This is a genomic window from Rhizobium sp. TH2, from assembly GCF_024707525.1.
Lineage (GTDB): Bacteria > Pseudomonadota > Alphaproteobacteria > Rhizobiales > Rhizobiaceae > Rhizobium_E.
In genome coordinates, this window is record NZ_CP062231.1 from 1,341,093 (window position 1) to 1,354,419 (window position 13,327).

Here is a 13,327-nt window from a genome sequence, read left to right on the forward strand (position 1 = left end):
TCCGCAAAACGCGCAATAATATTCCGCATCTGCCGCATTTTTGCGCAATGCGCTGCTGAACGTTGGCGCGTTCGATTTGTTATTCTCCCGCCACCCCAAGACGTGAGAATGGAGAATGACAATGAATTGGCTGAAAATCATCGCGGGCGCCGCACTTCTGCAAGTGGTACTGCTCGCACCCGCCCAGGCCGGCGAGAACCTCGACGCGATCAAATCCGCTGGCGTGCTGAAGATCGGCACCGAGGGCACCTACGCCCCGTTCACCTTCCATGACCCGGATGGCAAGCTGGTCGGCTTCGATGTCGAGATCGGCGAGGCCGTCGCCGAGAAGCTCGGCGTCAAGGCGGAGTTCCTCGAAGGCAAGTGGGACGGCCTGATCGCCGGCCTCGATGCCACCCGCTATGACGTGGTCGTCAACCAGGTCGGCATCACCGATCAGCGCAAGCAGAAATACGATTTCTCCGAACCCTATATCGCCTCCAAGGCCGTGCTGATCGTGCGCGCCGACGATGACGGCATCAAGGGTTTCGCCGATCTCAAGGGCAAGAAGTCGGCGCAATCACTGACCTCGAGTTTCGGCAAGCTGGCGGAAGCCTCCGGCGCCGAACTGGTCGGCACCGACGGGTTCGACCAGGCGATCCAGTTGGTGCTCACCGGCCGCGCCGATGCGACCATCAACGACAGCCTGTCCTTCCTCGATTTCAAGAAGCACAAGCCCGACGCCCCGGTGAAGATCGCCGCCGAACAGGCGGACGCGGATTATTCCGGCATCATCTTCCGCAAGGGCGATGCGGACCTGAAGGCCGCGATCGACAAGGCGCTGGTGGATATCAAGGCGGATGGGACGTATCAGAAGATCGCGGATAAGTACTTTGGGCAGGATGTTTCGAAGTAAGTAGAGATAGTAAGAAAGACCCCGCCCCAAACCCCTCCCCACAAGGGGGAGGGGCTTAACCAAGCCGCACCTCTTTTGCTCAAATCTCCAGAGCAACATATGACGAGGGTTAGAAGGGGCAAGGCATCGCCACGGGTTAGCCCCTCCCCCTTGTGGGGAGGGGTTGGGGCGGGGACTTTCTTCCTACACGCCATCAACAGAAGGACACCACCGTGCCACCCTGGCTCCAACTGATGCTGGATTCGCTGCCGTCACTCCTCTGGGCCGGCCTGATCTTCACCATCCCGCTGACACTGCTGTCCTTCGTGCTCGGCCTGTCGCTCGGCCTGGTCACGGCCGTCACGCGCCTCTTTGCGCCGAAGCCACTTGTGTGGCTCGCCCGCTTCTACGTCTGGATTTTTCGCGGCACGCCGCTGCTCGTCCAGCTCTTCGTGATATTCTACGGCCTGCCGACGAGTACCGGCATCGTGCTCGATGCGTTTTCGGCGGCGCTGATCGGCTTCACGCTCAATGTCGGCGCCTATACGTCGGAGATCATTCGCGCCGCGATCTCGTCGGTGCCGCGCGGCCAGTGGGAGGCGGCCTATTCGATCGGCATGAGCTGGAGCCAGGCCATGCGCCGCACCATCCTGCCGCAGGCGACCCGCGTCTCGGTGCCGCCGCTGTCCAACACCTTCATCTCGCTGGTCAAGGACACCTCGCTCGCCGCCGCCATCACCGTGCCGGAACTGTTCCAGACCGCCCAGCGCATCGTCGCCACAACCTACGAGCCGTTGATCCTCTATATCGAGGCCGCGCTGATCTATCTTGCGTTGAGCTCGGTGCTCTCGGCCCTGCAGGAGCGGCTGGAGAAGCGCTTCGAACGCTATGGCGGCTATCTGGAGGCGCGGACATGATCGAGCTCAGCCATATCGAAAAGAAGTTCGGCGATAACCATGTGCTCAAGGATATCAGCCTGACGCTTGCCGAGGGCAGTGTCACCGCACTGGTCGGCCCCTCCGGCGGCGGCAAGAGTACGCTGCTGCGCTCGATCAATCTCTTGGAAATCCCGACATCCGGCACCATCCGCCTCGGCGAGGCGAAGCTCGAGTTCACCCCCGGCCGCAAGCCGGGCTGGACCGAGGTGCAAAAGCTCCGCCGCCAGACCGGCATGGTGTTCCAGAATTTCCAGCTCTTCCCGCATCGGACGGCGATCGGCAATGTCATGGAAGGCCTGCTGACAGTGCTGAAATGGCCGGCAGACAAGGCGAAGGCCCGCGCTCTCGAATTGCTCGAAAAGGTCGGCATGGCGCACAAGGCCGACGCCTGGCCCTCGACGCTCTCGGGCGGCCAGCAGCAGCGCGTCGCCATTGCCCGCGCGCTCGCGCCATCGCCCCGCGTGCTGCTCTGCGACGAGCCCACCTCGGCGCTCGATCCGGAACTGGCGGAAGAAGTCGTCGAAGTGCTCTCGCGCCTAGCCCGCGAAGGCACGACCATGGTCATGGCCACCCACGACCTGCGGCTGGCCTCCCGCGTCGCCGACCACGTCGTCTTCCTCGATGCCGGCGTTGTGGTGGAAAGCGGCGCGCCGAGGGACATTTTCCAGACGCCGGAGCGCGAACGGACGAAGCGGTTTATCGCCTCGCTGAATACGGCGGTGAGTTATGATATTTGAGGACGGCGATGCAAGACGTTTGCAGGATTACTCAGATGTCGGCGTATATGGCGCGATTTGCGCCGTCTTCGATGTAGAGCAAACCGTTGCCAGGCAGATCGATGATAAGGTCGTTGCCTCTTTCCTTCACCAGTTTGTGGAGCTGGTTAGTTGATCTGAAGTTGAAATCAGTGAGATCCAAAGTATTGCCGTAGCCGTAGCCATCTCTACCGAGTTGGATCCGGTCGCGCCCATCGCCGCGAAAAATCACAAACTCGTTGAAGCCATCGCCGCCCGCCAGCACATCGTCGCCTTTGCTTCCGACAAGTGTGTCGTCGCCGCGGTCGCCAAAGAGCTTGTCATTGCCATCTCCGCCGAAGAGGAAATCGTCTCCGCCTTTAGTATGAACGTTGTCATTGCCGCCGAGACCGTAATATGTTTCCGACCCGCTGATGCCTCGATAACTATCGGCGCCTTGGGTCCCCATGACGACATCGCCAGCACGTGTGACGCCGTTGACGGTTACAACGAGTTCACCGGTCGCCGTATGAAAGCCGTCGGTCATGGTATATTCGATGACGAGCGTTGCCTGCTGGCCATTGACTAGGTCGTCATGTGCGTCCGTCACCAGCAATTGGCCGCTTTCGGTAATCGTTACGCTGCCTTCCCCTTGTACGACGCTTGCGGATTCGACGCTGAGCACGTCGCCCCAATCGGCGACAACATCGTTTTGCAAGACATCAATCTGAACCTGTTCGCCTTCGGCCACGGTCCCGCCGTCATCGACGGCAACGGGCGGATCGTTGCTATCCGTCGGGCGGTAGATCCGCTGCTTTACATGGGTATACTGACCGTCATTCCACTCCCAGTTCACTACAAACGCACCGCCATCCAGTGCCTCGATCCTCGTATCGACGCCGACCAGGTCGTGAACGACGTAAGGGCGGCCCACCGATGTTCCATCGGCGTCGTAGACCTGCACCACTGTGTCGTAGTAATGGAAAACCTCGTCTGAGAGATGCGACCACGCAATAGCCCAGCCGCCGTTGCTCAGGCCGGCAATAGTCAGCGGAGTGCCGCCGTCAGGCACGTCACCGATGACGGCACCGTCGCCGACTTTTGTTCCATTTGCGTCATAGCGCTGGGTATAGCGGAGACCTCCCTGCTGGTAGAGCGTGATCCAGCCTCCGTCCTTCATCGCCGCTATCATCGGTGTGTAGAAATAGGTCGCGGGATATGTCGATATGGCGCCTGACGCAATGCCGTCGCTGGTGAAGTGCTGCTGATACCAGGTGTCAAGCGTCTTCCATGTGGCGACCCAACCTCCGTCTTCGAGCACGGTCACGTCGCTGTCATAGATCCCGGAATAGGGTAAGGTTGATAGAGTGACGCTGGAACCCACAGGCTGTCCATCGGCATCGTACCGCTGTTGGACGAGGTCCCATTGCGCACCGGCTTGTTGCAGGTCTACGCCGACCCAGCCCCCGTCCGGCAGGCCCGCAATGCGTTCGGAGCCTCCGTCCATCGCATCGTTCAACTCGACCCGCTGGCCGGACGCGTCGAAACGCCAGGCAGTTTCCACTGAAGTGTTTGTAGTCGCGTCCCAGTCCCAGCCAGTGATCAGCCAGCCGCCATCAGACAGCGTCGTGACCGCAGGTGAGGACAAGAGTCCGAGATTCTGCTCGCCGCCCACCTCGGATCCGCTCGCATCGTAGCGCTGCATCCGAACGCCCGTTGTACCCCCCTCATCCACCACCCATGTCACAATCCATCCGCCATCTGCGAGTTCGTCGATGGATGTCTTGGAGAAATGATGGGAGCCGGATGTGGAGAGAGTGGTGATTTCATCGGCAATGAACTTTGTCATCGTATGCCCTTGAATAGTGATAAAAAGCTATCTGATTGATGTCAAAAGGAAATTCCGAGAGAGAGGCCCTCGGGACAGCTCAGATGATGGCATCCACCCCGTGATAGGCGCCGTCTTCAATATAGAGCCAGTCCTTGCCTGGCAGATTGATGACGAAGTCACCGCCCTTCTGCTTCACGAGTTTGTCGAGTTGGTTATACGACTTGAAGCCGTAGTCGGAGAGGTCGATGATGTCGGTCTTGCCATAATCCAGCTGAACTCTGTCGCGTCCGCCGCCTCGGAAAAACACGTAAACGTCTTTGCCGTCTCCGCCCTCGAGCAAGTCGTTGCCCTTGCCGCCGACGAGAATATCGTCGTCATCTCCGCCCATGAGCCAGTCTTTGCCACCTTCGCCCCAAAGGAAATCGTCGCCGCCCATGGCTTGAATTAAGTCATTGCCGCCGTGTGCGAAATAGCTTTCATCGAAGGATTCCGTGCCGCGAAGCGCGTCCGTTTCCCCACTGCCCATGATCTGGTCACCATCCGAGTGTTCGCCTGTGATTTGGATAGTGACCTGCCCGGTCTCCGTCTCGAAGCCGTCAGTCATCGTATATTCGATGACAAGCGTCCCGGTGTCGCCCTTAGTGAGGTAATAGCTCTTGTCGTACACGACTAGCTGACCAAAATCGATCGCTACGGTGGCACTACCATGAACGACAGTGGCAGATTCGATTGTCAACCTGTCGCCGTCACCGTCCGTGTCATTGGCGAGGACATCGACGAACAGGGCATCATCTTCGTGCATGGCGCCTTGATCATCCGTCGAGACCGGCACGGCATTTTCACCCATCGAGAAGATCTGCTGTCGCACTTCGCCTCCCGAGTCGGATACAAAAGTGACGACAAATCGACCGTCATCGAGTGTTTCTATTGAGTGGCGCTCATAGACGGAAACGGCATCAATGACCAGTTCGGCGCCCACGGCACCGCCGTCGGCCGCGAAGGGTTGCACACGAAGTTCCAGATCGTCGCCATAATAGGCGAAGTAGCTCATCACCCATCCGCCGTCGGCAAGCGCATCGACTTGTGGCGGGCTCGATGCACCGTAGAGTGAGGCTTGTTCGCCTAGGGCACTTCCGTCCTTGTCGTAGCGCTGCTGGAATATCCGGCTGCCATTCCACCATGCGACCACCCAGCCGCCATCCTCAAGTTCGGTGATCGATGGCGGCTCATAGGTCTTCTTGTCCGGATCACTGACCCGGACTTCGCCTCCCACCGCATTGCCGTCCTTGTCATAGCGCTGTAGCAGGACGTTCTGGTATCCGCCCCCCGTGCTATGATTCTCGCCGCCGCCCCAGGCAACGATCCAGCCACCGTCGCTGAGCGCAGTTACGCTTGCAAGCTCATGTTCGAACGCTTCGCTCGTGTTGACACGCTGATTGGACCCCAAGGCCACGCCGGAGGCGCTGTATCGCTGCTGGTAGACATCGGGTTCGTAGTTGTGGTCGCCCTCGGGATAGCCCGCCCATGTCACGATCCAACCTCCATCCGCGAGGCCAGCGATCGACGGTAGTGCGTCGTACGTAATAGAGCCACTGTTAACCGGCAATTGGGAGACCAAAGGAGTGCCATTGGCGTCATAGAGGCTGATTCTGGCTTCAATACCCTGCGCCCCGCTCACGTCATCGTTCCGCCCCCCAGTCCAGCCAATAACCCACCCACCATTCGCCAGCCCAACCGTGACGTAGCCGTAATTGGCAATGGTGATAACATCGCCGACCTTGTTGCCACTCTGGTCGAACCGCTGCTGTCGAGTGACGGGCGTAGGGTAATATTCAAACCACGTTGAAACCCATCCTCCCTCGGGAAGTTCGAATATGCTGGGTGTGGAATAGTTAGGAAGATCGGGATGTCCGACGACGACGGTTTCCCCACCTAAGAATCTCTGCATGTAATCACTCGTTTAGCAATACGTGAGGTGCCTCGAAAAAGTTCTATCAAGGTTAGCAAGTTTCAATCTGGAATAGAAGTGGAGCGGGTGAAGATTGTCACCCCTCATACACCTCGCAACTCGCCTCCATCAAAAACTCCTTCGCCGGCTCCTCGAAGCTGGGCGCGGGGCTGAGCGCGCGCAGCACCACATAGCCCTCGGGCCGCGGCATCTCGATCAGCACGCTTTCACTGATCACATCCGGATTGGTCTTGCGGATCGCGGCGAGTTGTTGCGGCGAGGCGATGATGGCGTCGAGTTCGCCGCCGGCGGCGGAGCGGTCGTTCATCGAAAACACTTCGTTGGACGAGGAATCGTAGACCGCGAACGACCAGAACGGCACCGAACCCGCTGCCATCAGGTGCATCGGCCGTTCGCCGACGTCGAAGACGCAGGCTGCGGTCCTGAGATAGGGGTCGCCGTTGGAGAAGCCCATCTCGTCGGCCTTGTCGCCGAAGATGATGAAGCGATTGGGTGCGTCGTAGGTCGCGAGCCTGGTGTAGGAATCGAGCCCGGTGAAGGAGGGCAGCGCCAGGATGATGACGAGATGCAGCACGGCGGCGCCCACAAGGCCGGTCAGTATGGCGAAAAGACCGGCGCGGATCATGAGCAGCTCACGCGCGTGAGCTTCGGCATCTTGATCTCCAGCACGCCGGAGGAGCCGGCGGTCGGCGTATCGAGCAGCGTCAGCACCAGCCGAAAGGCGGTATCGCGGCGGATCGCCAGCCAGTTGCCGGGCTGTGCCTCGGCCGAGATCAGAACGCGGAAACTGCCGTCCGGCCGGCGCAGCACGTTCCAGGCGTTGAAAGCGGCGGGCAGGTTCTCGGCGGGCGTCAGCGGCTCCATGTCGCGGTTGGCCGCGTAAAGCGTCCAGAAGCGGGCAGGGGGCGTCAGTCCGTCCATCGCATAGGTGCAGCGTGGCGACAGCCGCGCGCCGTCCTCATCGACATCGGCCTGGAATTGCAGCCCTTCGGCCGTAGCGAGCAGCAGCTTGCCGGCGCGCGCCCGGTGCGAGCGCGCATAGGGGTCGGCGGCGGATGTCTGTGCCTCGGGAAAAGCCGCCCATGGCCCGAGCCGGATCGCCCCGAAACCGGAGGACGCATCCAGCATGCCCACGGCCGAGCCGATGCCGAGACCGAAAGCCGTCAGAAGCGCAAGCGCGACAAGGAAAGGCAGGCGTAGCATCAGGTGGGTTCAGGCTTTCGAGCTGGTTGTCTGGTGAGAGCGTTAGCATTGATTCCGCTTTCGGGAAATGGGAATGCCGAGGGATCATTCGGGGCGGGTTCATCGGCTGCGCAGTATTGTTTCACGCAGACGACACCCGCTCCAGCGGGGGCTTCCAAGTTTGACCGCAATTTTGTAGCAAAGCGTCAAGTATGTGCGGCCTTGAAGAGTGCCGCGTGTTTTGCGGCCATAGGTATCTTGGGGTCTCTGATGGTATTTCCAGTATACGACGAGTTCGATCCAGTTGGGGACCCTACCGGTTATGACAACTTCCGCTACGGCGAAGTCCTGACGAAGATCTGGGGCGAGAACTTCAAGCCCTACATGGACAAGTCGGGCAATGCGCGTATCGGACCCAATTTCGAGCTCCAGGCCTATCTCTTCGAGGCGATGCTGACCATTACCGGGTCAAGTGAATCGACACTCCTGGGGCGTCTTTTTAATGTCGTGGACAGCCATAACGGCACTGCCGCCGGCTTGCGCAACAAGCTCGACGATGTCCTTGAGCAATGGGCGCTGGAAACCAATGATCCGAGTTTCCCGACGACGTTTGAGTTTGGAAATTCGGACCATGTGAAGCAGTTCGTTGAAATGGCGATGGCCTCCACCGAGGACCTGCTCGCGTCCTGGGGCGACGTCGGCTTGCCTGAATCCGAAGAACGAGCGGTGCTCGCCTCTATGCTGCAGCAGGGCGCGGATATCGGCGACGTCATGGACGACCTGCTTTTCAACGGCGACCGCGCGGGCGCGTGGTTCGGCATCCGGTACATGGATCGCGAGGCGGAAACGGTGAATAACGCGACGGCCGCCCGCCGCTATTTTCAGTCGGATGTTTTCGAACTCTACAACGACCCGGATTTCGTCGATATCGATGAGGCGGAAGATGTCGGCGCGGCCTATGCCCGGAACCGGAAATACATCCTGAAATACGAGAACGATTTCGACCCGTCGAAGATCGGGCTGGGCAACGGCGGCTCAGATACGATCGTCGATCACCTCCAGCCGGCGATGAGAAGCGTTGCCGACTTCTACGGCATCGATATAGGTCGCATGGAGGAGCTGCTTTTCGTCAACCTGCGTGCCGGTGGTGAATTTTTTGGAGATCAGAAGGGCGACAAGCTCAACAGCCGGAAGAACGACGATGACCTGATCGTCGGCACCGACGGATCCAACACGATCGACGGCGGGGCCGGCAATGATGTGATCCTGGGCGATACCGATCTTTTTACCGGTTCCCAGGCCGACCGGTTGTTGGGCGGCGATGGCAATGACCGGCTCTATGGAGGGCTCGGCGTCGATGTCCTGATCGGAGGAGACGGCAACGACCGGCTCTGGGGCGGCGGCAGTTCTGGTGACCAGTTGGTCGGTGGCAAAGGCAACGACACCTATTTCCTCACCGACGACGCGTCCAACGAGGTCGGCGGTTCCGAAAACCCGTCCAGTCCCTCGCTGATCGGCGGCAACAACAATGATGCCATTAGCGAAGCCGGTCATGCCGGCACCGATACCGTCATCGTGTATGCGTCACGTCCGGTCTTCAACATCAAGAATGTCGAGAAGTTCGAGTTGGCGGGCGATGCTTCAGGCAACGTTTCGGTGATACTCAACCAGTTCGACGTCTTCACGCTTTCGGATGGCGACGACAACCTGACGCTCACCATCAACAAGCTGCAGAAGACGCCGATCGTGATCAAGACCGGCGACGGCGCCGACACGATCCAAATAGAGTTGAGCGGCGTCGATCCCTCGCAGGTGCTCGACGGCAAGGGCCTGACGGCGCGTTTCCGGTTCACCGATCTCTCGGCCGACGACACGATCGATCTGACCTCAATCGGCATCGAGCGTATCGTGACGGGCCGCGAGAAGATCTTCGAAGACAAGGGCTTCTACCTCATGGAACCGGGCGCCAAGCTCGACTTCATGGAAAACGGCCACATCGACAAGACCTACAACAATTCGACCGACAGCTGGTTCGTGGTCAAATGCGGCAGCAGCACGCCCTATGGCCCGGAATTCATGGGCGATATCGACCGGTCGCATTTCCTGCTGGAACTCTGAGCACCACGCGCGCCGGCACTGTCACCTGCCGCGCACGCTGTCTGCAGGTGCGCATCATAAGTGGAACTCTTTGGCCGCCTGCGCGTCTTGGGTGATATCGTCCTTTTGCAGGAGTGTGTCATGAAAATGAAGTCTTTGTGCGTAGCCTTGGGATTAAGCGCGATATTGAGTTTCTCGCCCGTGATTCCCGCTGCGGCGTTTCCTCCAATGCCCTCGCAAACCGCGGAAAACGGATCGCAGATCGAATTTGTCCGCTCAAAGGGCAAAATTTATCGCCATCGCGGCGGCCGAAATCACAGTGCTCGACATCACGGCAACCGTCATAATGGTAAATACCACAATCGGAATTACCACAAGCGCCATGGCCATTATTACCGCAAAGGTCACCACTATTACGGCGGCTATCGGGGCTACGGCTACTATCGCCCGGGCTATCGTCGTTGGGGCGGGTACTGGTATCCGGCGGCAGCTTTCGTCGTGACCAACGGGCCAGTCGTGCGTAGAGGCAGCGCCCACGTCCGCTGGTGCCGCGACCACTATGCCAGCTATCGCCGGTCGGATAACACCTGGCAGCCCTACAATGGCGGCCGCCGCATTTGTTATTCGCCGTATTAGACCCTCTTGCATTGAATTTGACCCGGTTCTGTTGGCTGAGGCGGAGTCGGATATTCGTTCGGCCGGCGCGCGTCGTAGCCCAGCTCTACGGCCAAGCCGGCCGAACGAATAGGCGGCCCGCTTCAGCCAACCCGGTGGGCCGGGCATCTTTCCGCCTGGATCAGAGGCGATCGGCTCGGACGTATATCTGGATATGCCCTTCGCCAATCGCCTCTGCCCAGACGAAAACCTGCTCCGGCAGAACCGGGTCAAATTCAATGCAAGAGGGTCTAGGTGACGCACGGATGGGGAGCACGTGGCAACGGCCAGATGCTTCCCTGCGGACAACCAGATTGCCGACAGAAAGAGGGAGCGCGGTGAGCGCTCCCTTCCGTTTGGACTGGATTGGTGTCGGCGACGTCGTCAGCTCCAACCGAACGAATGCGCAACCACGACCGGTGGAAAGATACGCCTCCGATCAAGCCGGCCTCACCGCCAACCATATCATATGCCGCGCGCCGGATTTGCCGCGCGCCCGCACTGGCTTCTCTTCGGTCATAAAACCTGCCTGCTTCAGCCGGCGGGTGAAGGCTGCATCTGGTGCCGAGGACCAGACGGCGAGCACGCCGCCGGGGGTCAGCGCCGCCCTGGCCTCGCCCAGCCCCTTGGCATTGTAGAGCGCGTCATTGGACGGGCGGCTCAAGCCATCCGGACCGTTGTCGACATCGAGCAGGATCGCATCGTAGCCGGCTATTTCGACGCGGATGGCGGCGCCGACATCGCCTTCAAAAAACGTCACGCGCGGATCGGCAAGCGATGTCCCGTGCAGGTCGGCCATCGGGCCTCTGGCCCAGGCGATGACGGCCGGCACCAGTTCGGCGACCGTGATCCGTGCCGTATCGCCAGCGGCTTCCAGTGCCGCGCGCAGCGTGAAACCCATGCCGAGCCCGCCGATCAGGATATTGGAAGACTTGCGCCCACCGAGTTTTTCCAGCGACAGCGTCGCCAGCGCCTTTTCCGAGCCGCTCAGCCGGCTGTTCATCAGCTCGTTGGCGCCGAGCATGATCGAATATTCCGTCCCGCGCCGCTTCAGCCTGAGCGTCTCGCCGCTACCGGGAATTTTCGCTTCGTCGAGGAGTTCCCAAGGCTGCATGGCAAGGCTTTCGGAAGATGAGGGCGGCTTTGCGCCACCCCTTACATCCCGGGACCGGCCGGCGCCAGTCCCGTCAGGGCCTCAAGCAGCCCGGCCCCAGCCCCAGGGGCGCTTGCGCGACGGCGAGGAGACCACGCGGACCGGCAGCAGCCGCATCACCTCGTCGGCCAGCGCCTTGGCATTGAGCACCGCCTTGTCGAGGTTGGAGACCTTCGAGGCCTCCATGTCGTAGAGCGTCACGCCTTTGTCGAACATTTCGCGGAAGGCGGCGCGCTCGATCACCGGGGTCGCCATCACATCGACGCCGCGCTGGGCGAGCAGGCCCTTGATCGCCAGCAGCGAATGGGTGGTGACCATCGGGTTGACGCGGGAGAGCAGCACGGAATGGGGGATATCGACGCCGGTCTCCGCCTTGATCCGGGCGAGGATGTCGAGGATCTTGGCGGCCCCCTTGGCGTCCATGCCCGCACCCTGCACGGGGATCAGCACATGGTTGGAAAAGGCCAGGGCGGTAGCGGTAAGCTGGTTGCGCTCGCCGGCGAGGTCGATGAGGTAATAGTCGCGGGCACGGTCCATGCGGCGCATATGGCCTTCGAGCGCCGATGCCGTCACATGGTTGACCAGCGAGATCGGCCCCCGCGGCTTCGCGGTCTCGAACCACTGGCTGAACCAGTGTTGCGGATCGCTGTCGAAGACGGTGACGTTCAGGCCCATCTGGGCAAGCTCGGTGGCAATCAGCGCCGCGGCTGTTGTCTTACCCGCCCCACCCTTGGTGTTGGCGACAGTGATCACGGGCATACCAGGCGCTTCCTTTGTCCGACTCCAAGACGTGAGGAAAGCGTGTCAAGATATGGTTAATGAAGGGTTATTGGCCGGCAGTGAATATTAACTACCTAGAAATAGGTAGCGCCGCGTGCCAGCCAAATCGAACGGCCGAATTTTTCCGGGAACTTTCTCCAGACATTTTCATCCAATGCGCACCATCCCGGTCGGCCGGGTCGCTGCCGGATGGGACTGAAGCGCTTGGACCCATGGAGAATGAAATGTTGAAACAAGTTTTCGCCGCCACCGCCATCGCTGCCATGCTGGGCATGGCGGCAAGCGCTGGCGCCGCCGATGTGACGGACCCGCAGATCGCCCATATCGCCTACACCGCCGGACAGATCGATGTGACTGCCGCGCAGCAGGCGCTGGCCAAATCGAAGAACCCCGCCGTCATCGAATTCGCCACGACCATGGAGCGCGACCACAAGGCTGTGAACGACCAGGCTTTGGCGCTGGTCAAGAAGCTCAATGTCACGCCCGAGGACAACGATATCAGCAAGTCGCTGACGGCGGATGCCCAGAAGAAGCACGACGCGCTCGGCGCGCTGGAGGGCGATGCGTTCGACAAGGCCTATGTCGAAAACGAGGTCGCCTACCACAAGGCCGTCAACGGCGCGCTTGAGACGACGCTTATCCCATCCGCCGACAATGCCGAGCTCAAGGTGCTGCTGGAAACCGGCCTGACGCTGTTCAAGCAGCATCAAGAGCATGCCGAACATCTCGCCTCAAGCGTGAAATAGGCCGGCATGATGGGGCTGATCACCAATCTGAGGCGCGTGTCGATACTCGTCATCCTTACCGCTGCGAGCAGCGGTGTCGCGTCGGCTGCGGACTACGAGATCGCCATCGCGAAGATGAAGTTCGGCCCCACGCCTGCGGAACTCAAGGTCGGCGATGTGATCGTCTGGCGAAACGATGATATATTCCGCCACACCGCCACGGCGCGCGACAAGAGCTTCGATGTCGACCTGCCGCCGAAGGCGGAGGTGCGGATGACGATCAGCAAGGCGGGCATGGTGGATTACTACTGCCGTTTCCATCCCGCCATGGTGGGAAAACTCGACGTCCGGCAATAGCCGGGCGTTCCCTTGTGAGATAGGAATGCGGAG

The 13,327-nt window shown here is 60.4% G+C and carries 13 protein-coding genes; 7 read left to right on the forward strand and 6 right to left on the reverse strand.

The features are described from left to right. Nucleotides 1-121 precede the first annotated feature (121 nt). The 3 genes from IHQ71_RS06835 (at nt 122) to IHQ71_RS06845 (ending at nt 2,549) form a co-directional block, all read left to right on the forward strand. Nucleotides 122-895, forward strand: coding sequence for an amino acid ABC transporter substrate-binding protein (locus IHQ71_RS06835; protein WP_258161200.1), 774 nt, complete (start codon nt 122-124; stop codon nt 893-895). Between the two features lie 212 nt (nt 896-1,107). After that, complete coding sequence (locus IHQ71_RS06840; RefSeq protein WP_258161201.1) at nt 1,108-1,791, forward strand: amino acid ABC transporter permease; 684 nt, start codon at nt 1,108-1,110, stop codon at nt 1,789-1,791. Then, on the forward strand, nt 1,788-2,549 hold the full coding sequence (locus IHQ71_RS06845; protein ID WP_258161202.1) for an amino acid ABC transporter ATP-binding protein: 762 nt from the start codon (nt 1,788-1,790) through the stop codon (nt 2,547-2,549). The genes IHQ71_RS06840 and IHQ71_RS06845 overlap by 4 nt, the downstream gene beginning before the upstream one ends. 31 nt (nt 2,550-2,580) lie before the next feature. Here the strand turns inward: IHQ71_RS06845 and IHQ71_RS31885 are convergent, their stop codons facing one another. The 4 genes from IHQ71_RS31885 to IHQ71_RS06870 form a co-directional block, all read right to left on the reverse strand. Continuing rightward, the gene (locus IHQ71_RS31885) at nt 2,581-4,395 is read right to left on the reverse strand and encodes a calcium-binding protein (protein WP_308737923.1); all 1,815 of its coding nucleotides are present in this window, start codon (nt 4,393-4,395) and stop codon (nt 2,581-2,583) included. 79 nt (nt 4,396-4,474) lie between these two features. After that, a complete protein-coding gene (locus tag IHQ71_RS06860; RefSeq protein ID WP_258161203.1) occupies nt 4,475-6,325 on the reverse strand; it encodes an Ig-like domain-containing protein in 1,851 nt (616 codons plus the stop codon). 97 nt (nt 6,326-6,422) lie between these two features. Further along, complete coding sequence (locus tag IHQ71_RS06865) at nt 6,423-6,971, reverse strand: DUF1254 domain-containing protein (protein WP_258161204.1); 549 nt, start codon at nt 6,969-6,971, stop codon at nt 6,423-6,425. Continuing rightward, nucleotides 6,968-7,549 (reverse strand): DUF1214 domain-containing protein, encoded by a 582-nt coding sequence (locus IHQ71_RS06870; RefSeq protein ID WP_258161205.1) that lies wholly within the window; start codon nt 7,547-7,549, stop codon nt 6,968-6,970. Before IHQ71_RS06870 ends, IHQ71_RS06865 begins: the two co-directional genes overlap by 4 nt. 249 nt (nt 7,550-7,798) lie before the next feature. On the opposite strand from IHQ71_RS06870, the gene IHQ71_RS06875 reads away from it, so the two are divergent. Together IHQ71_RS06875 and IHQ71_RS06880 are read left to right on the forward strand one after the other, a co-directional pair. Next, nucleotides 7,799-9,646 carry a calcium-binding protein gene (locus IHQ71_RS06875; protein ID WP_258161206.1) on the forward strand — a complete coding sequence of 616 codons (1,848 nt, stop codon included), beginning with the start codon at nt 7,799-7,801 and terminating at the stop codon, nt 9,644-9,646. 120 nt (nt 9,647-9,766) lie between these two features. Continuing rightward, nucleotides 9,767-10,261, forward strand: coding sequence for a BA14K family protein (locus IHQ71_RS06880; protein ID WP_374989965.1), 495 nt, complete (start codon nt 9,767-9,769; stop codon nt 10,259-10,261). A gap of 457 nt (nt 10,262-10,718) precedes the next feature. Here the strand turns inward: IHQ71_RS06880 and IHQ71_RS06885 are convergent, their stop codons facing one another. Both IHQ71_RS06885 and IHQ71_RS06890 read right to left on the reverse strand, forming a co-directional pair. Continuing rightward, nucleotides 10,719-11,393, reverse strand: coding sequence for a hypothetical protein (locus IHQ71_RS06885; RefSeq protein WP_258161207.1), 675 nt, complete (start codon nt 11,391-11,393; stop codon nt 10,719-10,721). A gap of 81 nt (nt 11,394-11,474) precedes the next feature. Continuing rightward, the gene (locus IHQ71_RS06890; protein ID WP_258161208.1) at nt 11,475-12,191 is read right to left on the reverse strand and encodes a ParA family protein; all 717 of its coding nucleotides are present in this window, start codon (nt 12,189-12,191) and stop codon (nt 11,475-11,477) included. Nucleotides 12,192-12,436: 245 nt separating this feature from the next. On the opposite strand from IHQ71_RS06890, the gene IHQ71_RS06895 reads away from it, so the two are divergent. Together IHQ71_RS06895 and IHQ71_RS06900 are read left to right on the forward strand one after the other, a co-directional pair. Beyond that, the gene (locus tag IHQ71_RS06895) at nt 12,437-12,958 is read left to right on the forward strand and encodes a DUF4142 domain-containing protein (RefSeq protein WP_258161209.1); all 522 of its coding nucleotides are present in this window, start codon (nt 12,437-12,439) and stop codon (nt 12,956-12,958) included. Between the two features lie 9 nt (nt 12,959-12,967). Beyond that, nucleotides 12,968-13,294: a cupredoxin family copper-binding protein gene (locus tag IHQ71_RS06900; protein WP_258162761.1), complete on the forward strand. Its 327-nt coding sequence runs from the start codon at nt 12,968-12,970 to the stop codon at nt 13,292-13,294. Nucleotides 13,295-13,327 lie beyond the last annotated feature (33 nt).